A 23271-nucleotide genomic window follows, 5' to 3' on the forward strand; every position below is an offset into this window, starting at 1 on the left:
ACTCAGCGGCGGATCCTCACCACCGTGCTCGTCGCACCGACCTGGAGCCGCGCGGTGCGCAGACCCGGAGCACGCAGCGCCTTGCGGCCGACCGCGGTGGGCTTGAGCGCCAGCGTGGTGCGGCGGTCGGCTCCGACCCGGTAGGTCGCGGTCGCGAGGACCACGCCCTTGCGGATCGTCGTCGCCCCCAGTCGCTGGGTGCTGCGCGCCACCAGGGTGATCCGTCCGGAGCACGACTGGCCGGAGCTGCACCGCACCGGCACCATCACCCTGGCCCCGGCCACGCTGACGGCTGCACCCGTGAGGCTGATCGGCGTGGCCGGCGTGGTGGTGTCGACGTCGAGGGCCGCGCTCGCGCTGTTGTCAGCGGTCGTGGACTCGGCCGAGGTCGTGGTCACGCTCGCCGTGTTGACGACATGGGTGCCGGACGCCCCGCCGGTGGTGCGGGTGGACAGGCAGCCCAGCCACAGCTCGGCACCGAGCGGCCCGCTCGTCGGGTTGAAGAGCTTGAACACCCGGATCTTGGGACGAGGGTCGTTGCCCAGGTTGACCAGGCCGCTCTCGAGGTCCCACCCGGCGACGATGCCCTTGGCGTCGTCGGCGCACGAGAGCGTCACCTCGAGCACCTCACCGGCCGGCACGACCACCGACTGGTGCACCTCGGCGAGCCCCAGCTGGTGCTGGTGCCCGTCCACCGCCCCGACCAGGTCGGAGAGGCACCGCAGGCTGAAGGTCGCGCTGCCCGCGGTGTCCGAGCCCGCCACCGTCACGACGAACCTCCGCGCGTCGTCACCCGAGGGGTAGGACGTCGCGACGGTCGCGGTGCCGTCCAGCAGGAACCCCGGCTGGACGGGGGTCGTGCCGGGAGCACAGGTGAGCGTCGCGGTCGCGACCCCCGCCACGACCGGCACGGTCACCGTCTGCTCGGCGCTCACCTGCAGCGGGTGCTGGTGCCCCGCGACCACCTCGGTGCTCGCCTTGACGCACACGGCGAAGACCTTGGCCTGCGCCCGTCCGGTCGCGGTGTTCAGCACCGTCACCTGCCAGGTGTCGAGGCCGACGGCACGCGACTCGAGCACCCGTGGGGAGCCGAGCGTGCCCGTGCCCTGGTCCACCGCGTCGATGCGGCCCGAGCCGTCCGTGACGACGTAGCCCGGGGAGCACGTCACCGTGATCGTCCGCTGCTGCCCTGCCTCGACGTCGAGCTGCGCCTCGGTCTTCTGCACGTCGACGAGGTGCTGCTCGGCGGCACCGGCAGGAGCCACCGGGTCGACGGTCGCACGGATGCGCACCGTTGCCGACCCGCCGGAGGCCAGCTGGCCCACAGGACACGTGACCGTGCTGCCCGAGGTGCTGCACGGGGCGTCCGCGCCGACGAGGGTCACTCCCGCGGGGAGCGTGTCGACGATCACCACGTCGGCGGCCGGGCCTGGGCCGGCGTTGGTCGCGGTGAGCGTGTAGGTGACGGTCTCACCCGGTCGGGGCGCGGCGTCGTCCACGGTCTTGGTGATCCGCACGTCCGCCCGGGTGGTGGCGACCGGGGTGGTGGTGGAGTCGCGGTCCGTCACGGTGGCACCGGTGGGCGCCTGGGCGGTGACGGTGGCCGTGTTGAGGACCTCGCCGGCGGCGATGTCTCCCGCCGTGAGGACGTGGACCTGGTCGGTGCAGGTCCGCGTGGCCGCCGGGGCCAGCGGGCCGGTCGGGCAGCCGATGGAGGAGAACATCGGGTCGCTGACCACCACGTCGGTGAGGGTCAGGTTGCCGGTGTTGGTGACCACGAAGCCGTAGGTGATGGTGTCCCCCACGTCCGGTCCGTTGCCGTCCAGGTCGTCGATCGCCGACGCGGTCTTGTCCAGGCTGATCGACGGGCGGACCGGCAGGGTTGTGGTGTCGGTGTCGTCGTCACTGACCGGGGCTCCCGTCGGCGGCACGGCACTGGCCGTCGCCGTGTTGACCACGGCACCGGCGACGACGTCGGCCTGGGTGATGACGTAGGTGCGCTGCGAGCAGGTCACCGACGCACCCGGGGCGAGCGACCCGGCAGGGCAGGTCACGGGACCGATCTTCGGGTCGCTGAGTGCGACGCCGCTGAGGGTGACGGTCCCCGTGTTGGTCACGACGAACGAGTAGGTGATCGTGTCACCGGCGTCGGGCCCGTTGCCGTTGAGGTCGTGGATGGCGCCCGAGGTCTTGTCGAGCGTGATCGCCGCACGCCCGGTCACGGGCGTGCGCCGCTGGTCGTCGTCGGTGACCGTGACACCGCCGGGCGTCGTGCCGGTCGCGGTCGCGGTGTTGTCCACCGTGCCGGCGTTCACGTCCGCCTGGGTCAGCGTGTAGGTCCGCGACGTGCACGTCACCGATGACCCCGGCGACAGCGGACCACCGGGGCACGTGACGTTGGGTGAGGCACCACCGAGGAGCGGGTCGTGGACCACGACCGGGTTGAGCGTCACGTTGCCGGTGTTGGTCACCTTGAAGCCGTAGGTGATCGTGTCACCCGCGTCGTGACCGTTGCTGTCCACGTCCACGATCGCGGAGGCCGACTTGTCGAGGGTGAGCGCGGGATCGAGGAGCAGCGTGGTGCGCGTGGAGTCGGCGTCCGTGACCTGGGCGCCGCCCGGGGTCGTGCCGGTCGCGGTCGCGGTGTTGTCCACCGTGCCGGCGTTCACGTCAGCCTGGGTCAGCGTGTAGGTCCGCGACGTGCACGTCACCGACGCACCCGGGGCCAACGCACCGCTCGGGCACGACACGTTGGGCGCAGCGCCACCCAGGAGCGGGTCGTTCACCACCACCGGGTTCAGCGTCACGTTGCCGGTGTTGGTCACCTTGAAGCCGAAGGTGATCGTGTCACCGGCGTCCTGGCCGTTCCCGTCGACGTCCGAGACGGCGCCGGCGGTCTTCACGAGCTGGAGGTCCGCACGCACGGCGACCAGGGTGGTCGTCGAGTCGTCCGACCTGACGACCGGTCCGCTCGGAGGCGTGCCCGTGGCGGTCGCGGTGTTGTCCACCCTGCCGGCGTCCACGTCGGCCTGGGTCAGCGTGTAGGTCCGCGACGTGCACGTCACCGACGCACCCGGGGCCAACGCACCGCTCGGGCACGACACGTTGGGCGCGACACCACTCAGGAGCGGGTCGTTCACCACCACCGGGTTCAGCGTCACGTTGCCGGTGTTGGTCACCTTGAAGCCGAAGGTCACCGTGTCACCCACGTCGTGACCGTTGCCGTCGACGTCGGAGATCGCGGAGACCGACTTGTCGAGGACGAGCTCAGGACGACCGGGCAGCAGGTTCGTCGTGGAGTCCGTCGCCCGCACCACCGGGCCGCTCGGCGGGGTCCCGGTCACGGTGGCGGTGTTGCTCAGCGAGCCTGCGTCGAGGTCGGCCTGGGTCAGCACGTAGGTCTTCTGCGTGCAGGTCACGGAGGCCGCCGGGGCGACGGGTCCGGCGGGGCAGGTGACGGCGCCTCCGAGGAGGGGGTCCGCCAGGGTGACGGGGTTGAGCGTGACGTTGCCCGTGTTGGTCACCTTGAAGCCGAAGGTGATCGTGTCGCCGGCGTCGACGCCGTTGGAGTCGATGTCGGACACCGCCGAGGCGGTCTTGTCCAGCTCGATGCCCGGAGACGATCCGAGCGGGGTGCTGGTGCTGTCGGCGTCACCCACCGGGCTGCCGCCGGGGCCGGTGCCGGAGACGGTGGCCGTGTTGTCGACCTTGCCCGCGTTGACGTCCGCCTGGGTGAGCACGTAGGTGATGGACGTGCAGCTCATGGCCGCCGCTGGGAGCAGCGACGTCGCCGGGCAGGTCACGGGCCCCCCGAGCTTGGGGTCGCTCAGCGTGATGGCCGAGATCGTGACGTTGCCGGTGTTGGTCACCGTGAAGCCGAAGGTGATCGTGTCGCCGGCGTCCTGGCCGTTGCCGTCGACATCGACCACGGAGCCCGCGGTCTTGTCGATGCGCAGGGCAGCGGCCTGGGTGAGCACGACCGCCACCGTGTCCGGGTCGGTGACCTTGGCGCCACCGGGCGTGGTGCCGGTCGCGGTCGCAGTGTTGTCCACCCTGCCGGCGTCCACGTCGGCCTGGGTCAGCGTGTAGGTCCGCGACGTGCACGTCACCGAGGCCCCCGGCGCCAACGCACCGCTCGGGCACGACACGTTGGGCGCAGCGCCAGACAGGAGCGGGTCGTTCACCACCACCGGGTTCAGCGTCACGTTGCCGGTGTTGGTGACCTTGAAGCCATAGGTGACCGTGTCACCCGCGTCGTGACCGTTGCCGTCGACGTCCGTGACGGCGCCGGCGGTCTTCGCCAGCAGGATCTCGGCGCGAGCAGGGATCGGGGTGGACGTGGAGTCGGGATCGGTGACCTTGGCGCCACCGGGCGCAGTGCCGGTCGCGGTCGCGGTGTTGTCCACCCTGCCGGCGTTCACGTCCGCCTGGGTCAGCGTGTAGGTCCGCGACGTGCACGTCACCGACGCACCCGGGGCCAACGCACCGCTCGGGCACGACACGTTGGGCGCAGCGCCACCCAGGAGCGGGTCGTTCACCACGACCGGGTTCAGCGTCACGTTGCCGGTGTTGGTCACCTTGAAGCCGAAGGTGATCGTGTCGCCGGCGTCCTGACCATTGCCGTCGACGTCGGAGATCGCGGAGGCGGACTTGTCGAGCTCGATGGCGGCACTGGGGGTCAGCGCCGTGGTGATCGAGTCGGGAGCGGTGACCACGGCTCCGGTGGGCGAGGTCCCGGTCACGGTGGCGGTGTTGTCGACCTTGCCGCTGTCGAGGTCCGCCTGGGTCAGGGTGTAGCTCTTGGGGGTGCAGGTCACGCTCGCGCCCGGGGCCAGGGCCGTGGTCGGACAGGTGATGGCGCCCAGCTTGGGATCGGCCACCGTCACCGGCTGCAGGCTGGTCGAGCCGGTGTTCGTCACCTTGAAGCCGTAGGTGATTGTGTCCCCCACGTCGTGACCGTTGCCGTCCAGGTCCACGACGGAGCCCGCGGTCTTGTCCAGGGAGACGGCCGGGAAGCGCGGGACGTTGGTGAAGGTGCACACGACGCCGATTCCGGATCCCGCGGGCACGGTGAAGGAGCCCGTGCTGCCGGTGCCCTGCGAGACTGCGCCACCCGTGGAGGTCACGCAGGACCACGTGGTGGTGTAGTCGGCCGCGTTGGTGCCCGACACGGGCGTCTGGGTGATCGTGTAGGTCTGGCCGGAGGCCACGAGCACCGTGCCGGCGACCTCGCCGACGGCGTCCTGCACCCCGGTGTCGGTGCCGGCCGTGGTCCCCGTGTTGCCGGAGGAGAGGCCGTTGCCGGTGATCGTCACGGTGAACTGGTCGCCTGCCTCATAGCGCCCGTCAGGCAGGTCCACCAGGGCCTTGGCGGTGCTGGGCAACGCGCACGAGGCCATGTCCGAGAAGGCTGCGGTCGTGGTGGCCGTCGACAGGGTCGCACCGGAGGTGGGGTTGACCCGGAGCAGGTTGCCGGAGCCGGCTCCGATCACCAGCGCGCCTGAGGAGTCGAAGGCCATCGAGTTGTACTGGCCCGAGTTGGCGGGCGTGGTGGTCAGGGTGGTGATCGTGAGCGCGGCACTGCCCGCGGTCGTCGGGAGAGGCTGGTTCACGCGCGCCAGGGTCCCCGCGCTGGTGGAGCCGGAGTTGCTGACCACGTAGAGCGTGCCGCTGGCGTCGAACGCGAAGTCGCCGTTGCCGGCCAGCCCGGTCCCGGAGATGGTGGCGACCTGACCGAGAGCCGTGTTGGTGTTGGTGTTGAAGGCGTAGACCGTCCACGTGGCGCCGCCCGCGGCGTAGTAGTAGATGCCGGTCGCCGGGTTGATGGCGCCGGCCACCACTGCGGAGGCGTTGCCGTTCGACGGCGTCGCGTAGGTCGCGACCGCGTGGGTGGTGGCGTCGAAGCGCAGGACCTGGTTGGTCGACCGGTTGAAGGCGTAGATGTAGCGCCCGGCTGACGGCAGTGCGAGGGCGTTGATCGAGTCGCCGGAGCCGGCGGTGAACGCGCCGTTGCCTGACGAGGCACCCGTGAGGGCGTTGACCTTTGAGATCGCGAAGCCGGACGTCCCCTGGACGGTGTAGACGGTGTTGTCCGTGCACACGAAGCTCGGCGCGGTCGCGGAAGCCGGCGCACCTGGCAGGAGCACCAGGGAGACGGTCGTGAGGCTCAGGGCCACGAGCGCCAGGAGCCTCCTGCGCCAGGCGCCGCGAGGTGAAGTCCCGAGATCGAAGTGTCCTGCGCGCGCAGCATTCATTGACAGCGACATGTCGCCGGCCCCCCAGCCGTGTGTGCTCGTCTCCGAGCGGTCTTCAATGGCTCCGGCTGTGGCCGGGCCAGTTCGTGAGCTCGACGACGTCGTCGCTTCGCTCGTTCAGCGAAGCATGGGGGGCGACCCGCATCCCCGTACAGGGATTTCGATCGCAGGCCCGTGAAAAGTCTGTGAAGGCGTCAGTCGCCGACCCAGAACCCGCGTCCGCCGAACCAGTCACCGTAGGCGTTGCGCAGGTCGCCCATCGGGCTCTGCCCACCCCGGGAGCCGAGGTAGGAGCCGACGACGGCCGCCCCGAGGTCGTCGAGCTCGGGCGCCACGACGTTGCCGTCGACCCGCTTGGCCATCGACTCGATGAAGCGGGCCAGGCCGGGGTCCTCGCCGAGACGGAAGAACGTCGTGTGGGCGCCCAGGCGCATCGACGCGTCGAGCTCGCGCACGGCGTAGGCGACGGTGAGCGGGTGCGGAGGGTAGGAGAAGTAGACCTGCCCGTCCGGCTCGAGGTGGGAGGTCGGCTCGCCGTCGGTGACGATCAGGAGCACCGGCTGGGCGTTGGGGTGCTTGCGGAAGTGGCGGTTGGCGAGCAGCAGGGCGTGGTGGAGGTTGGTGCCCTTGTCCCACTGCGCGTCGAGGCCGGTGAGCTCCTCGATGTCCATGACCTGCGCGTGCCGGCCGAAGGCGATCATCTGCAGCGCGTCGCCGCGGAAGCGCGACTTGATCAGCGTGTGCAGGGCCAGAGCGGTGCGCTTCATCGGCACCCAGCGCCCGTCCATCGCCATCGAGAAGGACGTGTCGACGAGCAGCGCGACGCAGGCCTGCGTGCGGGCCTCGGTCTCGGTGACCTCCACGTCGCCGACCTCGAGGCGTACGCCGGAGCGGGGGTCGCCGCCCTCGGAGACCGTGCGCTGCACGGCGTTGGTGATCGTGCGGGTCACGTCCCAGGGCTCGGTGTCGCCGAAGGCCCACTCACGGGTCGCACCGGAGCGCTCCCCGGCGGCGCCGGCCTGGCGCAGGTCGCGCTGGCCCTGCCGGCCGGACATCTTGTCGGCGACGTCCTTGAGCAGCGCCTTGCCGAGCTGGCGCATCGCCTTGGGCGTGAGCTTGAGCTGGCCGCTGGAGTCGCGGCGCAGGGTGCCGCTCTCGCGCAGCGCCTTCTCGAGCTCCTTGAGGGTGCGGGCGTCGACGGCGGCCGGGTCGCCGAGCTGGCGCGAGAGGGCGTCGAGGTCGACGTCGTCCAGGCGGGCGCCGCCGTAGGACTGGGAGAGCTGGTCGGACAGGGCGTCGAGCTCGGCGAGGTCCTGCAGCACGCCGGTGCCGTCGCCGAGACCCAACCCCTGCTCGCCGTCGAAGCGCTCGGAGCCGCCCCAGTCCTCGCCGGGGCGCAGCGCCTGGAGGTTGCCGTCGAGCTGCGACAGCGACTGCATCAGCTCGGGCGAGCCGAAGGCCTGCGAGGCCAGGGCGTCGAGCTCGTCGCGCTGCTCCTGGGTCATCGAGTTGCGCATCCGCTGGGCGGCGGCGGCGCGCTGGGCCAGGGAGTCGAGGAGCTCGTCGATGTCCTTCGGGTCCTCCGGGAAGAAGTCGCCGTGCTTGTCCATGAACTGCTCGAAGTCCGCGGACGTGTCCTCCCCGCGAGCGTGCTTCTCCAGCAGGCCGTTGAGGTCCTGCAGCATCTCGTTGATCGCCGCGCGGTCCTCGTCGGTGGCGTTCTCGAGGGCCTGCTTCATGCCGGCGAAGCGCTGGTCGAGCATCTCGCGGCCGAGGAGGTCCTTGATCTTCTCGTAGTCCTCGCGGGCCTCGCGGCTCTGCCAGTCGTAGTCGCCGAGCTCCTGCACGGCGGCCGACGTCGAGGTCGGGAGGTTCTCCAGGCGCATCTCGGCGAAGGCGCGGTCGGCGTCGTCCATCATCGCGTCGCGGGCCAGCTGCTTGCGCTCCTCGAGCACCGCCTTGTCGAGCAGCTCCTTGACCTCGGCCAGGGTGCCGTCGAGGTTGTGCTTCTGGAGCAGCTCACGGCGCTTCTCGGCCACGCGCCGCGCCAGGTCGTCGAGGCCCTGGCGGTCCTGGCCACCGCGACGCAGGAACTCCCGCATCGCCCGCTCGGAGCTGTAGCCGGCCATCACGTCCTCGCCGATGGCGTCGAGGGCCTCGGCGAGGTCGACCGGCGGCGCGAGCGGGTCGCCGCCGGCGTACTTGCCGTAGCGCGAGGCGCGGCGGAGCCTAGCCATAGACGGTCTCGGACCCGTCGGAGTCCTTGCTGATCTTGCGCGCGAGGTAGAGCCCCTCGAGGGCCAGCTCGATCGCGCCGGCGCGCTGGCCGTCATTGGTGGCCCCGAGGCGGTCGCAGATCTCGTCGTAGAGCTCGGACTCGCCCAGGACCGGCAGCCCGGTGAGGAAGTCGCGCGCGGTGACCTGCTCGCCCGTGATCACCATCGAGCCGGACTCGATCGCGTCGATCAGCAGCGCGAAGTCGAGCCCGCGGAAGTGCGCCCGGACGGTCTCGGCCGTGGCGGTGCGCAGCAGGTGGGTGAGGATCTCGTCCTCGCGGCCCTCCTCGCCGGACTCGAACTCGATCTTGCCGCCGAGCACGTCGACCGCGGTCTCGAGGTCGACGACACGAGCCACGGCGGCGTCCTCGCCCTGCACGGTCGCGCGGTGGATCGCCGCGGCCGCGATGGTCTCGGCGCCCGCGATCGCGAAACGGGCCGAGACGCCCGAGCGCTGGTCGACCGAGGAGGAGTCGCGCAGGTTGCGGGTGAAGCGGGCCAGGATCTCGACGAGGTAGTCGGGCACCTCGGCGACCAGCTCGGCCTCCTGGCGGATGACCGCGATCTCGGCGTCGAGCTCGAGCGGGTAGTGGGTGCGAATCTCGGCACCGAAGCGATCCTTGAGCGGGGTGATGATCCTCCCGCGGTTGGTGTAGTCCTCCGGGTTGGCGCTGGCCACGACGAGCACGTCGAGCGGCAGCCGCAGGACGTAGCCGCGGATCTGGATGTCGCGCTCCTCCATCACGTTGAGCATCGCGACCTGGATCCGCTCGGCGAGGTCGGGCAGCTCGTTGATCGCCACGATCCCGCGGTGGCTGCGCGGGATCAGACCGAAGTGGATGGTCTCCAGGTCGCCCAGCGAGCGGCCCTCCGCGACCTTCATCGGGTCGACGTCGCCGATCAGGTCGGCGACCGAGGTGTCGGGGGTCGCCAGCTTCTCGGCGTAGCGCTCGTCGCGGTGACGCCAGGCGACCGGGAGGTCGTCGCCGAGCTCGGCTGCTCGTCGCTGGGACGCGGTCGTGACGGGCTCGAAGGGGTGCTCCCCCAGCTCGGAGCCGGCGATGACCGGGGTCCACTCGTCGAGGAGCCCGACCAGGGTGCGCAGCAGGCGGGTCTTGCCCTGGCCGCGCTCGCCCAGGAGCACGACGTCGTGGCCGGCGATGAGAGCCCGCTCGAGCTGCGGGATGACCGTGGTGCCGAAGCCGTGCAGGCCGGGCCACGGGTCGCGGCCCTCGGCCAGGGCAGCCAGCAGGTTCTCGCGGATCTCGGCGCGCAGGGTCCGGGCGACGTGGCCCGACGCGCGCAGCTCGCCGACGGTGGAGATGGTGGGAGCAGAGGAAGTCACGTCCTCGAACCTACGCCCCCGCCGCAACGTGGAGCGGGCTCCTGGAGCGCTCTCCAAGACGGCTGCCACGAGCCCGGTGCGTGCTCTAGGGTCACGGCGGGAGCAGGACAAGAGGAGTGACATGGGGCGCAAGCTGCTGGCAGTGAACGACTCGGCGTGGCTGTTCGCGGAGAGCCACCGGACACCGATGCAGGTCGGCATGCTGGCGACCTTCCGCGTGCCCGAGGACCAGCCGACCTTCGTGGCCGACCTCGTGGCCCGGTGGCGCGAGGTGAGGTCCTTCGCCCCGCCGTTCAACTACCTCTTCAAGAAGAGCCCCGTGCCCAGCTGGATCGAGGTGCCCGACGAGGAGATCGACCTCGACTACCACCTGCGGCACTCCGCCCTCCCCGCCCCGGGCTCCCAGCGCGAGCTCGGCGTCCTGGTCTCCCGGTTGCACTCCTCGATGATGGATCGCCGCTACCCCCTGTGGGAGTGCCACGTCATCGAGGGCCTCGAGGAGGACCGCTGGTCGCTCTACATCAAGGCGCACCACTCGCAGGTGGACGGCGTCGGCGGCATCCGGCTGCTGCGCCGGATCCTCTCGGCGGACCCCGACACGCGCGACATGCTGCCGCCGTGGGCGGTGGGCACCCGCGGCCCCGACCAGTCCGGGATCCCCTCCCGGCCCCGGTCCATGCCGTCGGCCGAGGCGGTGGCGTCCCCCCGCGCCGGCGCCGTGCGCAGCGGCGCGACCGTGCTCGCCTCGCTCACCAAGACGTACGCCGAGACGCTTACCGGCACGCGCGACGACGACCGCGCCGTGCCGTTCCGCGCGCCCAAGTCGATCTTCAACGGCCGCATCCACACGCCTCGGCGCTTCGCCACCCAGCACTACTCGATCGAGCGGCTGCGCTCGGTCGCGAAGGCCGCCGACGCGAGCCTCAACGACATCTTCCTGACCATCTGCGGGGGCGCGCTCCGGCGCTACCTGGTCGAGCACGACCAGCTGCCCACGCAGACGCTGACCGCCAACGTGCCGGTCTCGGTGCGCGAGGGCACGGCCGCGTCGGTCGGCAACGCCATCACGTTCCTCTACGCGACGCTCGGCACCGACATCGAGGACCCGGTCGTGCGGATCGCGGCGATCAAGAGCTCGACGGCCAGCGGCAAGGCCCGCCTGCCCGAGGTCAACGGCCTGGCCATGACGGCCTACACCGCCGTGCTCATGGCGCCGTTCCTCACCCAGGCGATCCTCGGCGTGGGGGGCCGCGGCCGGCCCGCGTCCAACATCGTCGTCTCCAACGTCCCGGGACCGGCCGAGGCGCGTTACCTCGACGGCTCGCGCATGGAGGAGATCTATCCCGTCAGCCTGCTCTTCAACGGCCAGGCCCTCAACATCACCGCGGTCTCCTACGACGGCGAGTTCAACATCGGCTTCACCGGGTGTCGCGACTCGATCCCGAGCCTGCAGAAGATCGCGGTCTACGCCGGTGAGGAGCTCGACCGGCTCGAGGCCGCGCTGGCGCCATGATCGCGCTCGCCGTCGTCCTCGCGGTCGCGGCCCTGGTGCTGGGTGCCGCGCTCGTCCTGACCCGACAGCGCCTGTCGGCAGCCCGCGCCGAGCTGGTCGCCGAGCAGGAGCGCTCGGCCCAGCTCGAGGCCGACCTCGACGCCGCACTGCGCCCCCGGCCCGCGGCGACCGCCACCGAGCGCGCCGTACGACGGGTGGTCGAGACCGCCAGCCGGGTGCGGGAGCACGGCATCGCCGGGCTCCTCGAGCGATCCCTCGAGGACCTGACCAGCTGGGCGGCCGACGAGCGCACCGAGATCGTCAACCTGGCCGCCGCCGACGGCACCGTCACGCTGCTCTTCTCCGACATCGAGGGCTCCACCTCCCTCAACCACCGGCTCGGCGACGCCGCCTGGGTCAAGCTCCTGGCCGCCCACGACCAGCTGGTGCGCTCGCGCGTCGACCGCTACCGCGGCCAGGTCGTCAAGACCGCCGGCGATGGCTTCATGGTCGCCTTCCGCGACGCCGAGGCCGCCTGCCGGGCCGCCCTGGGCATCCAGAAGGACCTCGGCCGCAGCCTCGACGCGCGGCTGCGCCCGGTGCGGGTGCGCATCGGCATCCACACCGGCACGGTCGTGAGCCGCGACGGCGACTACTTCGGGCGCAACGTCGCGATGGCCGCCCGCGTCGCCGACAAGGCCGTGGGCGGTGAGGTCCTGGCCAGCGGCGCGGTGCTCGCCGCCCTCGACGACGACGCGGCCGTCACGCTCGTCAAGGCCGCCGACGTCGAGCTGCGCGGCCTGCCGGGTCGCCACGACCTCTACCGCGTCGAGCGCCGCCGGGCCAGCCTGTGAGGCGGCTCCAGCAGGAGTGCCCGTGCGGCAGCACCGCGACCTACGACGCGTGCTGCGGTCGCCTGCACCGTCAGGCCGCCCAGGCTGAGACGCCGTTGGAGCTGATGCGCTCGCGCTACGCGGCCTACGCCGTGGGCGACCTCGACCACGTGTTCCGCACGTGGCACCCACGCACCCGCCCCGACGACCTCGAGCCGGACCCGTCGCTGACGTGGACGGGCCTGGAGATCCTCGGCTCGGGCGAGGACTGGGTGGAGTTCGTGGCGTCGTACTCCCGCGGCGGCGTCGCCGGGCAGCGCCACGAGCGGAGCCTCTTCGAGCGGCGCGGTGGTCGCTGGGTCTACGTCGGCGAGACGCCGTGAGCATCCTCGTGCGCGAGCGGCGCGACACCGACCTCGCTCGCCTGGTCGAGCTGCTCGCCGAGCAGCAGGCCGTGTCGTCCTACCCGGTCCGGTGGCCGCTGCCCTTTCCTGCCGAGCAGTTCCTGGTGCGTCGCCACGACCGGCGGGCCTGGGTTGCCGAGCTGGACGGTGCGGTGGTCGGTCACGTGAGCGTCGGCGACCCCGAGGAGCTGGTGCCGCGCTTCACGGAGGCGACGGGCGCGGCCGCGTTCGGCATGGTCTCCGCCCTCTTCACCGGGCTGGCGGCGCGGGGTCGGGGCGTGGGGTCGCTCCTGCTCGACACGGCGGTCACATGGGTCCGCGCGCGCGGCGAGGTGCCGGTGCTCGACGTGGTGCCCGTGCACGAGCCGGCCGTCAGGCTCTATCGCGACCGCGGCTGGGTCGAGGTCGGGTCGGACCGCTTCGCGTGGATGAGCGAGGACGTCCCCGACGTCCTGCTGATGGCCCTGCCGCCCTACCCCTCGGCGGGCTCGTCAGCCAGCACCGGGCCGAGCGCCCGCTCGTAGGCCGCAACGTCCACGTCGGGCGCATCGGCCAGGACGCGGAAGAGGGCGGCCCGCAGGATCGCCTGGCGAGGCACCCCGTGCGCCCACGCAGCGAGGGCACCGAGCGGCGCTCCGAGCCACATCACCGCGTCGAGCACGCAGACGGCCTCGGCCCAGAGGACCGGGCGCCAGGACGGGGCGACGTCGATGACGACCGGGGCGCCGAAGGCGTCGAGGAGCACGTTGCCGGCGAGGTCGGCGTGCACGAGCTGGTCGGGGCCGAGGTCGGTGCCGTCGATCGCCGCGTGCAGCCGGACGGCGAGGTCGATGCCGGGGCCGGCCGGGGTGATCAGCGGCTGCTCGCCGAAGGCCTGACGCTCGGCCCGCGCCCAGCGGTCCTCGCGAGCAGACAGCCCGTCGGGTCGGTCCGGCACGGCGACCGCGAGCTCCGCGTGCAGGACGTGGGCGGTGGCGGACAGCACCGCGAGGTCGTCGCAGGCCACGGTGCCGGGCTCGTAGCGGCTGGCCCCCCAACCGTCGACCGCCCACGAGCCGTCGCGCGCCGGCACCGGCATCGCGATGCGCAGGTCGCGCAGGTCACGACCGGGTCGCTCGTCGAGCTGGACCGCGAGGCGGGCGAGGACGGGGTTGAGCCAGACCAGCACCTCGGGGTCGCGGTCGGGTGAGAGGACCAGGTCGCCGGCCCTGACGCTGCGCCCCTGGCCACCGGGCAGCGGCTCCACGGTCTCGGGCACGGCGAAGAGGTCGAGCACCTCCGGTGGAGGCCCGAGGCAGGTCGGTCGGGAGGTTCCGGGCACCGGCCCAGGCTAGACGTCCCCTTCGTCAGCGGCGGTCGCGGAAGACCGGCTCGCGCCCTTCGCGACGCGCGAGCGTGGCTTCCTCGAAGTTGTCGGTGAGCAGGCGCAGGTAGAGCTGGCCGAGACCCTCGGAGGTCAGGTGCGCCTCGAGCGAGGTCGCCGCGAGGCCGGCCTGGAGCGACTTCTTGGTGAGCTCGACGCCGGGTTGCGACAGGCGGGCGATGCGCTCCCCCGTCGTGACGGCAGCCGCCACGACGTCGTCGTGGACGCTGCTCACCAGCCCGATCCGCTCGGCCTCCTCGGCGTGCACGTCGCGCCCCGTGAGCATCAGCTCGGCAGCACGGGTGGACCCGATCGCCCGCGGCAGCAGGAAGCTCAGCCCCAGCTCGCTGGCGGTGAGGCCGTTGTTGATGCCGGCTGCGCGGAAGTACGCCGCCGGGGCGGCCAGCCGCAGGTCGCACGCCAGCGCGAGGCACAGGCCACCGCCGATCGCGGCGCCGTTGACCGCGGCGACCACCGGCTGGGGCAGCCGGCGCAGGGTCAGCACGACGTCCTCCAGCAGCTGCATCGCCCGCAGCGCGTAGGTCGGCGGGGTCAGCCCGCTCAGCCCCGGCGGCACACCGGCCGACTCCTGGTCGGCTCCCGAGCAGAAGCCCCGGCCGGCTCCGGTCACCACCACCGCACGCACCTCGGTGTCCGCCCCGACCTCGAGGAGCGCGTCGCGGAAGGGCACCATCACGTCGAAGGACATTGCGTTCATCCGCTCGGGGCGGTTGAGCGTGACCACCGCGACGTGCGCCGCCGGCCGCGACACCTCGACGTACGCCATCGTCAGACGGCCAGGATCACCGAGGAGCCGTGCCCGAAGAGTCCCTGGTTGGCGGTGATGCCGACGCGCGCACCCTCCACCTGGCGACCCTCGGCCTGGCCGCGCAGCTGCCAGGTCACCTCACACACCTGGGCCAGGGCTTGCGCCGGCACGGCCTCGCCGAAGCAGGCCAGGCCACCGGACGGGTTGACCGGGATGCGGCCGCCGATCGTCGTGTCGCCGGCGCGCAGCAGGGTCTCGGCCTCCCCGCGCTTGCAGAGCGCGAGGTCCTCCATCCAGTCGAGCTCGAGGGCGGTGGAGAGGTCGTAGACCTCCGCGAGGCTGACGTCCTCCGGGCCGATCCCGGCCTCCTCGTAGGCCGCGTGCGCGATCGACTCCTTGAAGGTGCGCTCGGGCACGCCTGCGAGGGCGCTCGAGTCGGTGGAGAGGTTGGGCATGTCCATGACGGTGTTGGGGAAGGTCGGCGTGACCGTCGAGACCGCCTTGACCCGCACCGGGTCGGCGAGCCCGTGCCGGCGGGCGTAGTCGACGCTGGTGAGGACCACCGCGGCGGCGCCGTCGGAGGTGGCGCAGATGTCGAGCAGGTGCAGCGGGTCGGAGACCACCGCGCTGGTGAGGACGTCCTCGACGCTGACCTCCTTGCGGTAGCGGGCGTTGGGGTTGGCCAGCCCGTGCTTGGCGTTCTTGACCTTCACCTGCGCGAAGTCGGCCTGCGTGGCGCCGTAGAGGTCCATCCGTCGGCGCGCGTAGAGCGCGAAGTAGGCCGGGTTGGTCATGCCGAGCAGCCGGAAGCGCAGCCAGTCGGGGTCGTCCCACCGCTCCCCGGCGTTGGGCGCGAGGAAGCCCTTGGGCGTGGTGTCGGAGCCGACCACCAGCGCCACCTCGCAGAGCCCGGCGAGGATCCGGGCGCGGGCGGTGTCGAGCGCCTGCGCTCCGGTCGCGCAGGCGGCGTACGACGTGGCGACGCGCGCGCCGTTCCACCCCAGCGCCTGGGCGAAGGTCGCGCCGGCGACGTAGCCGCCGTAGCCGTTGCGCACCGTCTCGCCGCCGACGATCAGGTCCACGTCGGTCCACGCGATGCCGGCGTCGGCCAGCGCGGCGCGCGCGGCGTGCACGCCGTAGGTCACGAAGTTCTTGCCCCACTTGCCCCAGGGGTGCATGCCGACCCCGGCGACGGCGACGTCGTTGCTCATGCGTCCGCCCCTGCCATGTCGTCGGTCGAGCCGTGAGCTCCGTTGGTCGAGCCTGTCGAGACCGGCTTCCAGCGCCAGATCAGCCGGTCCCCGGACTCGTCGGCGTAGAGCGTCTCCACGACCAGCTCGACCTCGTGGCCGACCTGCAGGTCGGCCACGCCGTAGCCCTCGGCCACCTGCCCCAGCACCGTGATGCCCTCGGCCAGCTCGACCGCCGCCAGCGCGAACGGCACGTAGGCCTCGCCGTCGGCGTGGGTGGGGACGTAGGGCGGCGGCGGTTGGTACTGGGCGTCGGTGTAGGACCAGATCCGCCCCCGCCGCGACAGCTCGACGTCCGCGAACTCCTCCCCCGCGCACGCCGGGTTGCGGCAGAAGCCGGCGGTGCGTGGGAAGAAGACCGTGGTGCACGCCGTGCACCGCGACCCGATCAGGGCCGGCTCGTCACCGGTCGTGAACCAGCCCTCGATGGCCGGCGTCGACGTCTGCGTCATGGGAGCTCCTGAAAACTAGAACAGGTTCTCATCATGGCATCGACGGCGTACGTCGGTCGAGCGCGGCCACGCGCCGGTCACGCGCCGACCCCCGTCGGTCGAGCAGCGAGCGCAGCGAGCGCCCGTCGAGACCACACCCCGTCGGTCGAGCAGCGAGCGCTGCGAGCGCCCGTCGAGACCACGGCGTGCCGGTCACCTCACAGGCCGCGGCACTGGTCCTCCTTGTCGCCCTCGACCACGTTGTTGCCACCGACCGGCTTGGGGCGGTTGGACTTGCACTGCAGGTTGCCGTCGACACGGTTGCCGCGCACGGTGAAGCGGGCGTCGTTGCCGAAGAGCTGGATGTCGCCGTTGACGACCATGCCGAGCAGCTTGCCGCCGCCACCCTGCTTGAGCTGGACGCTGCCCTCGACGCGCGACTTCGACCCGTCACGCGTGCTCACCACGACGCGACGGTGGTTGTCGGCCTGGATGTTGCCGTTGACCTTCACGCCGCGCGCGACCAGGGTCGCGTTGCCCTTGACGAGCACGTTGCCGTCGACCCGGGTGCCGAGCAGCGTGCAGCTGGCGCCCTTCGGCACCACGACGTCGCCGTCGATGGCCTTGGCGCCGATGGTGCCGCGGCACACACGGTCGTCGGCCGACGCGGGCGCCGCGACGAGGATGGAGCCGGCGAGGGCGAACGGGATGGCGGCGAGGAAGGTCTTCACGAGGTTCTCCTGAGGTCGGTGAGCCGCTGACGCTAGGCAGCCGCCGTGAGGCCTTCGTGAGCCGACGATGAGGGTGCTCTTAGGCCCCTCGACCGCCCATCGAGCAGCCCTGCCGGGACCCACACTGTTGGTCGAGCAGCGAGCGCAGCGGGCGACCGTCGAGACCCACAACGCGCGCGCCGCACGGCGTAGGTCTCGACGACCGTTCGTCGCTGACGCTCCTCACTGCTCGACCAACGCGCCAACCCGTCGGTCGAGCAGCGAGCGCAGCGAGCGCCCGTCGAGACCTACGGCTGTGACGTGGGCCGTGGCGGGAGGGATCGTCCCCAGGCGAGACCGGGCAGGTCGTCCAGTCGACCTTCGATCAGCGCGAGGCGCTTGGCCCGCGACCACCCCTGCACCTGCTTCTCGTAGCGGAACGCGTCGTCGAGCCGCTCCATCTGGACGGCCCATGCGAGTCGGACCGGGCGTCGGCCCGGGCGGCGCGTGTAGGCCGAGCCGAGGCCGGCGTCGTGCTCGGAGATTCGACGGTCGAGGTCGCGGGTGCTGCCGACGTAGAGCGAGCCGTCGGCGCACTCGAGGATGTAGGTCCAGGCCATCCGTCGACGATGACCCCGCGTGGCAGCGTCGAGCAATCCGCGAGCTCGATGCCTGTGGAGGGCCGTGGGGTCGTGGTCTCGACGGGCGTTCCTCGCTGGCGCTCGTCACTGCTCGACCGACGACCGAGCAGGTCTCGACGGGCGCTCCTCGCTGGCGCTCGTCACTGCTCGACCGACGCCCCTCGGACTCAGCCGCGCGCGAGGAAGGCCAGCAGGTCCTGGCGGGTGAGCACGCCCACGGGCTTGCCGTCCTCGTGGACCAGGACCGCGTCGGCCGACTCGAGCAGACCGACCGCGTCGCGGGCGTCCTCGGTCGAGCCGATGGTCGGCAGGGCCGGGGACATGTGGTCCTCGACCGGGTCGGTCAGCTTGGCGGAGCCGGCGAAGAGGGCGTCGAGCAGCGTGCGCTCGGAGACCGAGCCCGCGACCTCGGCGGCGACGATCGGGGGCTCGGCGCGGACCACGGGCATCTGGGACACGCCGTACTCCTGGAGGATGGCGACGGCCTCGGCGATGGTCTCGCTCGGGTGGGTGTGCACGAGCTCGGGCAGCTGGCCGGCCTTGCCGCGCAGCACCTCGCCGACGGTCTGGGCGTGGGCCTGGCCGCTGGAGAAGCCGTACTGCGCCAGCCACTCGTCGTTGAAGATCTTGGTGAGGTAGCCACGACCGGAGTCGGGCAGCAGCACGACGATGACGGCGTCCTCGCCCTCCGGCGTGCCGGCCAGCTCCTGGGCGACCAGACGGGCGGCGTAGGCGGCCATGCCGCACGAGCCTCCGACCAGCAGCGCCTCCTCACGGGCCAGGCGGCGGGTGAAGGCGAAGGAGTCGGCGTCGGAGACCTCGATGACGCGGTCCGCGACGGTGCGGTCGTAGGTCTCGGGCCAGAAGTCCTCCCCCACGCCCTCGACCAGGTAGGGGCGACCGGTGCCGCCGGAGTAGACCGAGCCGGCCGGGTCGGCGCCGATCACCTGGATCGCAGGGTTCTGCTCCTTGAGGTAGCGACCGACGCCGCTGATCGTGCCGCCGGTGCCCATGCCGCACACGAAGTGGGTGATGCGCCCCTCGGTCTGCGCCCAGATCTCGGGACCGGTGGTCTCGTAGTGCGAGCGCGGGTTGTGGGGGTTGGAGTACTGGTCGGGCTTCCAGGCGCCCGGCTGCGAGGCCAGGCGGTCGGAGACGTTGTAGTAGGAGTCCGGGTGCTCCGGCGCGACGGCAGTCGGGCAGACCACGACCTCGGCGCCGTAGGCCTTGAGCACGTTGCGCTTGTCGACCGACACCTTGTCGGGACACACGAAGACGCACTTGTAGCCCTTCTGCTGGGCCACCATCGCCAGCCCGACCCCGGTGTTGCCCGACGTCGGCTCGACGATCGTGCCGCCCGGCTGCAGGGCGCCGGACGCCTCGGCCGCCTCGATCATCCGCGTCGCGATGCGGTCCTTCACGGAGCCGCCGGGGTTGAGGTACTCGATCTTGGCGAGCACCAGCGGACCCCCCTCGGGAGCCGGGCCGTCGCCACCTCCCCCCGCCAGGTCCAGGGTGCGCGACAGACGCACGAGCGGGGTGTTGCCGATGAGGTCGAGGACACTGTTCACGTACTGCACACGATGACCTTAAGGCTCTTTCGTAGAGTGGCGCTCGTGGGGAAAGCCGGAGCCGCCAGAAAGCTGGCCTCAGCCGCTGCATACGGCGGCGGAGGTCTGTCCGTGCTGGGCGCCGGACTCTTCGGTGTCATGAAGGTCGAGGCCAAGCTCGCCCGCAAGACGATCGGCCAGCCCAGTGACCAGCCGCCGCCCGACGCGACCGGATGGTACGGCCGAGGGCGGCCCGGTCCGGCGCTCAAGATCGCGCTCCTCGGCGACTCCAGCGCCGCCGGCTACGGCGTCGACCTGGTCACCGAGACCCCGGGCGCGGTGCTGGCCAACGGCATCGCGGAGAACGCCGACCGCCGCGTCTACCTGCGTGAGTTCTGCAAGGTCGGCGCGGAGTCCTCCGGTCTTGCCGACCAGATCGACCGTGCCCTGCCGATCGAGCCCGACGTCGCGGTCATCCTCATCGGCGCCAACGACGTCACCCACACCGTGCTGCCGTCGCAGTCGGTGCGCCACCTCTCCGAGGGCGTACGCCGACTGCGCGAGGCCGGCGTCCAGGTCGTCGTCGGCACGTGCCCCGACCTGGGCACCATCAAGCCGATCGCTCCCCCGCTCAAGCAGGTCGCGCGCGCCTGGTCTCGCCGCCTCGCAGCCGCCCAGACCATCGCGGTCATCAAGGAGGGCGGCCGCACGGTCTCCCTCGGCTCGATCCTGGGCCCGGAGTTCCTCGCCGCTCCCGCCCTGCTCTTCGGGCCCGACCAGTTCCACCCCTCCGCCGAGGGCTACCAGGCCCTCGCCAACGTGCTGCTCCCCTCGGCCCTGGCCGCGCTCGGGCTCGCGCCCGACGACGAGGCCCTGCCCGAGGCCTATCGCGGCGAGGGCGTCCTGCCGATCGCCGCCGCGGCCGTCCAGGCCGTCAACACCCCCGGCACCGAGCTCGGCGGCACCGAGGTCGCGGGCAACCGGGCCGGCGTCCGCGGGCTCTGGGTCGAGCTGCGCCACCGCCGGCGGCGTCCGCAGTCGGCCGGCGAGGGCCCCGACGCCGAGGACACCGACGACGCTCCCGCCGAGCCCGGGTCCGACACACCGGTGGCCGACGGCGAGCTGAGCGCCTGAGGGGTCGCCGCGCGGAGTTCACCCACGGTGTTCGTGCATTCTGCGGACACGAGGGTGCGCCGCGGGCGAGGCTTGACCCATGACGGCCTCGGACGACCTGCTCACCCTGCTGGGATCGGCGTACGACGCGATCTCGGGCGGTGACGTCACGTCCCTCGTGCCGCGTCTCGCCGCTGGTGCCACCTGCGTCGTCACCGACGAGGTGGAGCTGACCCAGGAGCGGCTGTCGCTCGCGACGGCGATCGCCCGTCTCGCCGACCTCGCCCCCGCCGGCCACCGGCTCGTCGGCGGCCCCGCGCCGCTGGTCAGCGAGAGCGCCGACCGGCTCTGGCTCACCGACCACCCCACCGTCGTGCTCGCGGACGGCACGCAGCGCCCGCTGCAGGTCACTCTCCTGGCCACCTGCGCTGCCGACGGGTCCCTGCTCGTCGACCAGGTCAACCTCGCGGCGCCCGTCCGCGACCGCGCCGCCGCTCAGCCCGACCTCGTCGGCTGACCTCTGCCGGCACCGCAGCGACAACGGCAAGGGCCCCGGGGAGATCCCCGGGGCCCTGCGTCGTGCGGTTGTCGGTCGAGCGTGTCGACCGCCCTGATCAGTCCTGGCTGAAGAACGCCAGGATGCGGAGCAGGTTCGTGTAGATCCAGACGAGGCTCACCGTCATGGCGAACGCCGCACGCCAGGACTCGCGCTCCGGGATGCCGTTGGCGACACCCTGCTCGACGAAGTCGAAGTCCATGATCAGCATGAAGACACCGAGCACCAGGCCGGCGACCGCGGTCACCATGCCCAGTCCGCTGACGCCGAAGAGGCCGATCTGGGCGCCGAACATGCCCAGGACGAGCTCCATCAGGCTCAGGCCGATCATGCCGAAGACGGCAGCGATGACGAACTTGCGGAACTTGTCGGTCACCTTGATGTTGAGCACCTTGTAGGCGATGAGCGTGCCTGCGAAGGCAGCGAACGTGCCCATGACCGCACCAGAGACGACACCGTCACCGAACCGTGCGTCGAACACCTTCGAGATCGCACCGAGCGCCACACCCTCGAGCGCGCAGAACGCCAGCACCAGGGCCGGGCTCACGACACGCTTGAAGGAGTTGACCATCGACAGCGCGAAGGCGCCGAGCGAGCCGACGATCATCGCGAGGTAGAGCGGGCCGAGGTCCTCGGTCGTCGCCGTGGCGAGGTCCGGGGTGAGGATCCACGTCGCGAGGGCCGCCACGATGACGACGCCGAGGGACATGGCGGTCTTCTGGACGACCGAGTCGATCGTCATGGGGCCCTGGGAGACGGGCGCCTGGGGCGGCATGCCCGTGCCGGGCTCGCCCGTGCCCCACTGGGCGGGGTCGGTGCCGTAGCCCTGGTAGGCGGCACCGTTGCCGGCGTACGTCTGGTTGCCATAGGCGTTCGCGCCACCGCGCTGGAACTCCTCCGAGCGGGCGAACACCGGGTTGTTGCTTCGCATTGGTCTCCTCCTTGGAGGCCTGGTCACCGTCTCCGTGACGGCTGGACCCTGTCAAGACCCCCAGTCTAGGGGCCTTCACCGTGAACAACGCCGCCCCGGGCCCGGACGTTCCCCACATGAGAGGTTTCTCAGGAACCCCACAGGTGTCCGGTGGACGGCGGAGAAATCGCAGGTCAGCGGCGCTTTGCGAGCACGACGGTGTCGCGCACCGTCACCGGGCCGTCCGCGTGCTGGTGCTCGCGGGTCGGGGCGGCCACGACGACGATCTCCCAGTCGGCCTGGTCGAGCGCCGCGACGACCCGCTCGGGGGTGAACAACAGGTCGGGACCGTGCGGACGACGCGCGCCGGTGGCGAGGTCGTCGGGGTGGTGACCGACGACGAGCAGGTGGCCACCGGGAGCGACGGCGGCACCCAGCCGCCGGTGCACCTCGACGAACATCTCGGCCGGGGGGTGGAAGAACTGCACCGAGACCAGGTCCTGGCCCCCCGGCAGGGCCTCCCCCGCGATGACGTCGACCTGCACCAGCTCGACGCTGTCCTTCACCCCGGCCTCGGCGGCGTGCGCCCCGGCCTTGGCCAGTGCGACCGGGGAGACGTCGGCGCCGGTCACCTGCCAGCCCTGGCGGGCCAGCCAGACCACGTCGGCACCCTCACCGCAGCCGACGTCGAGGGCGCGCCCGGGCGTCAGGTCGGCGACGTGCTCGACGAGACGGGGGTTGGGGTTGCCGCTCCAGACGCGGTCGGACTCGGCGTAGCGGGTGTCCCAGGTCGCCTGGCTGTAGAGGTCGCGGATGTCGGCCGGCGCGTCGCTCGGGGCCTCGTGGGCCTCGTGGGCGTGGTGGTCGTGGTGGCTCATGGGGACCACTGTGCCGCTTCAGGTCGACCTGAAGGCAAGTCCTCGAGGTCCGTGATCTGGCCAGGGTGCCCCCGGTGGGGCTCGAACCCACACTGGGCCGCTTTTAAGGCGGCTTCCTCTGCCGATTGGGATACGGGGGCGAGGTGGTCGGCAACGTCATACGTTGCGTGGAGTCGACCACCCACAACGCATGACGTCACGCTACAAGTAGGTCTTGCGCGCGTAGATCGCGTGCGCGCCGGCGGCCCGGTCGAGGAAGAGCAGCCCCGCGCAGTGGTCGATCTCGTGCTGGAGCGCGCGGGCCTCGAAGGCGTCGGTCGTCACGGTGACGACCTCGCCGGTGCCCGGCAGCGCGCCGCGCACGACGATGCGCGACGCGCGCTTCACGTCACCGGTGAGGTCGGGGACGCTCATGCAGCCCTCCCGGGCCTTCTCGTTGCGACTGGACTCCACGACCTCCGCGTTGCACAGCACGAAGGTGCCGTGACCCGTCCGG

At 71.8% G+C, this 23271-nt stretch carries 19 protein-coding genes and 1 tRNA gene; 6 read left to right on the forward strand and 14 right to left on the reverse strand.

The features are described from left to right. Positions 1–2: 2 nt before the first annotated feature. The 3 genes from AAG827_RS09690 to AAG827_RS09700 form a co-directional block, all read right to left on the reverse strand. The gene (locus tag AAG827_RS09690; protein ID WP_341925730.1) at positions 3–6176 is read right to left on the reverse strand and encodes a hypothetical protein; all 6174 of its coding nucleotides are present in this window, start codon (positions 6174–6176) and stop codon (positions 3–5) included. Between the two features lie 272 nt (positions 6177–6448). Next, on the reverse strand, positions 6449–8491 hold the full coding sequence (locus AAG827_RS09695; RefSeq protein WP_341925731.1) for a VWA domain-containing protein: 2043 nt from the start codon (positions 8489–8491) through the stop codon (positions 6449–6451). Further along, complete coding sequence (locus AAG827_RS09700; RefSeq protein WP_341925732.1) at positions 8484–9875, reverse strand: magnesium chelatase; 1392 nt, start codon at positions 9873–9875, stop codon at positions 8484–8486. The genes AAG827_RS09695 and AAG827_RS09700 overlap by 8 nt, the downstream gene beginning before the upstream one ends. 121 nt (positions 9876–9996) lie before the next feature. Between AAG827_RS09700 and AAG827_RS09705 the strand changes: the two genes are divergently transcribed. From AAG827_RS09705 to AAG827_RS09720, 4 genes are read left to right on the forward strand one after another with little or no spacing between them, the layout of a single operon-like run. Beyond that, positions 9997–11388: a wax ester/triacylglycerol synthase family O-acyltransferase gene (locus AAG827_RS09705; RefSeq protein ID WP_341925733.1), complete on the forward strand. Its 1392-nt coding sequence runs from the start codon at positions 9997–9999 to the stop codon at positions 11386–11388. Beyond that, complete coding sequence (locus tag AAG827_RS09710; protein ID WP_341925734.1) at positions 11385–12221, forward strand: adenylate/guanylate cyclase domain-containing protein; 837 nt, start codon at positions 11385–11387, stop codon at positions 12219–12221. The genes AAG827_RS09705 and AAG827_RS09710 overlap by 4 nt, the downstream gene beginning before the upstream one ends. Then, positions 12218–12583, forward strand: coding sequence for a YchJ family metal-binding protein (locus AAG827_RS09715; protein ID WP_341925735.1), 366 nt, complete (start codon positions 12218–12220; stop codon positions 12581–12583). The genes AAG827_RS09710 and AAG827_RS09715 overlap by 4 nt, the downstream gene beginning before the upstream one ends. Then, a complete protein-coding gene (locus AAG827_RS09720) occupies positions 12580–13128 on the forward strand; it encodes a GNAT family N-acetyltransferase (RefSeq protein WP_341925736.1) in 549 nt (182 codons plus the stop codon). The genes AAG827_RS09715 and AAG827_RS09720 overlap by 4 nt, the downstream gene beginning before the upstream one ends. Here the strand turns inward: AAG827_RS09720 and AAG827_RS09725 are convergent. The 7 genes from AAG827_RS09725 to AAG827_RS09755 form a co-directional block, all read right to left on the reverse strand. After that, on the reverse strand, positions 13077–13925 hold the full coding sequence (locus AAG827_RS09725; protein WP_341925737.1) for a hypothetical protein: 849 nt from the start codon (positions 13923–13925) through the stop codon (positions 13077–13079). The two genes, AAG827_RS09720 and AAG827_RS09725, sit on opposite strands and share 52 nt — an antisense overlap. A 25-nt stretch (positions 13926–13950) precedes the next feature. Next, positions 13951–14754 carry an enoyl-CoA hydratase gene (locus tag AAG827_RS09730; protein ID WP_341925738.1) on the reverse strand — a complete coding sequence of 268 codons (804 nt, stop codon included), beginning with the start codon at positions 14752–14754 and terminating at the stop codon, positions 13951–13953. Positions 14755–14756: 2 nt separating this feature from the next. Then, complete coding sequence (locus tag AAG827_RS09735) at positions 14757–15947, reverse strand: lipid-transfer protein (protein WP_341925739.1); 1191 nt, start codon at positions 15945–15947, stop codon at positions 14757–14759. Then, a complete protein-coding gene (locus AAG827_RS09740) occupies positions 15944–16438 on the reverse strand; it encodes an OB-fold domain-containing protein (RefSeq protein WP_341925740.1) in 495 nt (164 codons plus the stop codon). The genes AAG827_RS09735 and AAG827_RS09740 overlap by 4 nt, the downstream gene beginning before the upstream one ends. A gap of 197 nt (positions 16439–16635) precedes the next feature. Then, entirely contained in the window at positions 16636–17148 is a 513-nt protein-coding gene (locus AAG827_RS09745; protein ID WP_341925741.1) for a hypothetical protein, read from the reverse strand. Between the two features lie 287 nt (positions 17149–17435). Then, positions 17436–17747 carry a GIY-YIG nuclease family protein gene (locus tag AAG827_RS09750; RefSeq protein ID WP_341925742.1) on the reverse strand — a complete coding sequence of 104 codons (312 nt, stop codon included), beginning with the start codon at positions 17745–17747 and terminating at the stop codon, positions 17436–17438. A 188-nt stretch (positions 17748–17935) separates the two neighbouring features. After that, on the reverse strand, positions 17936–19348 hold the full coding sequence (locus tag AAG827_RS09755; protein WP_341925743.1) for a cystathionine beta-synthase: 1413 nt from the start codon (positions 19346–19348) through the stop codon (positions 17936–17938). A 36-nt stretch (positions 19349–19384) separates the two neighbouring features. Here AAG827_RS09755 and AAG827_RS09760 point away from each other — a divergent pair, with 36 nt between their 5' ends. Together AAG827_RS09760 and AAG827_RS09765 are read left to right on the forward strand one after the other, a co-directional pair. Then, complete coding sequence (locus AAG827_RS09760) at positions 19385–20452, forward strand: SGNH/GDSL hydrolase family protein (protein WP_341925744.1); 1068 nt, start codon at positions 19385–19387, stop codon at positions 20450–20452. 79 nt (positions 20453–20531) lie between these two features. Continuing rightward, positions 20532–20948 carry a hypothetical protein gene (locus tag AAG827_RS09765; RefSeq protein ID WP_341925746.1) on the forward strand — a complete coding sequence of 139 codons (417 nt, stop codon included), beginning with the start codon at positions 20532–20534 and terminating at the stop codon, positions 20946–20948. 97 nt (positions 20949–21045) lie between these two features. Here the strand turns inward: AAG827_RS09765 and AAG827_RS09770 are convergent, their stop codons facing one another. From AAG827_RS09770 to AAG827_RS09785, 4 genes are all read right to left on the reverse strand, one after another. Beyond that, positions 21046–21918: a Bax inhibitor-1/YccA family protein gene (locus tag AAG827_RS09770; protein ID WP_341925747.1), complete on the reverse strand. Its 873-nt coding sequence runs from the start codon at positions 21916–21918 to the stop codon at positions 21046–21048. A 173-nt stretch (positions 21919–22091) separates the two neighbouring features. Then, positions 22092–22775, reverse strand: a complete 684-nt coding sequence (locus AAG827_RS09775; RefSeq protein ID WP_341925748.1) for a methyltransferase domain-containing protein — start codon at positions 22773–22775, stop codon at positions 22092–22094. 66 nt (positions 22776–22841) lie between these two features. Beyond that, positions 22842–22915 (reverse strand) — tRNA-Leu (locus AAG827_RS09780). Between the two features lie 61 nt (positions 22916–22976). Next, positions 22977–23271: peptide deformylase (locus AAG827_RS09785; protein ID WP_341925749.1), on the reverse strand; the 295-nt coding region annotated here is incomplete at its 5' end.

The sequence above is a fragment of the Nocardioides psychrotolerans genome, assembly GCF_943371775.1.
GTDB classification, from domain to species: Bacteria; Actinomycetota; Actinomycetes; order Propionibacteriales; family Nocardioidaceae; genus Nocardioides; species Nocardioides psychrotolerans_A.

What these genes read in the sequence shown, in the direction of transcription:
- AAG827_RS09695 (WP_341925731.1), bottom strand. Translation starts at nt 8,491, where the DNA reads ATGGCTAGGCTCCGCCGCGCCTCGCGCTACGGCAAGTACGCCGGCGGC.
- AAG827_RS09705 (WP_341925733.1), top strand. Translation starts at nt 9,997, where the DNA reads ATGGGGCGCAAGCTGCTGGCAGTGAACGACTCGGCGTGGCTGTTCGCG.
- AAG827_RS09710 (WP_341925734.1), top strand. Translation starts at nt 11,385, where the DNA reads ATGATCGCGCTCGCCGTCGTCCTCGCGGTCGCGGCCCTGGTGCTGGGT.
- AAG827_RS09730 (WP_341925738.1), bottom strand. Translation starts at nt 14,754, where the DNA reads ATGGCGTACGTCGAGGTGTCGCGGCCGGCGGCGCACGTCGCGGTGGTC.
- AAG827_RS09735 (WP_341925739.1), bottom strand. Translation starts at nt 15,947, where the DNA reads ATGAGCAACGACGTCGCCGTCGCCGGGGTCGGCATGCACCCCTGGGGC.
- AAG827_RS09740 (WP_341925740.1), bottom strand. Translation starts at nt 16,438, where the DNA reads ATGACGCAGACGTCGACGCCGGCCATCGAGGGCTGGTTCACGACCGGT.
- AAG827_RS09750 (WP_341925742.1), bottom strand. Translation starts at nt 17,747, where the DNA reads ATGGCCTGGACCTACATCCTCGAGTGCGCCGACGGCTCGCTCTACGTC.
- AAG827_RS09765 (WP_341925746.1), top strand. Translation starts at nt 20,532, where the DNA reads ATGACGGCCTCGGACGACCTGCTCACCCTGCTGGGATCGGCGTACGAC.
- AAG827_RS09770 (WP_341925747.1), bottom strand. Translation starts at nt 21,918, where the DNA reads ATGCGAAGCAACAACCCGGTGTTCGCCCGCTCGGAGGAGTTCCAGCGC.
- AAG827_RS09775 (WP_341925748.1), bottom strand. Translation starts at nt 22,775, where the DNA reads ATGAGCCACCACGACCACCACGCCCACGAGGCCCACGAGGCCCCGAGC.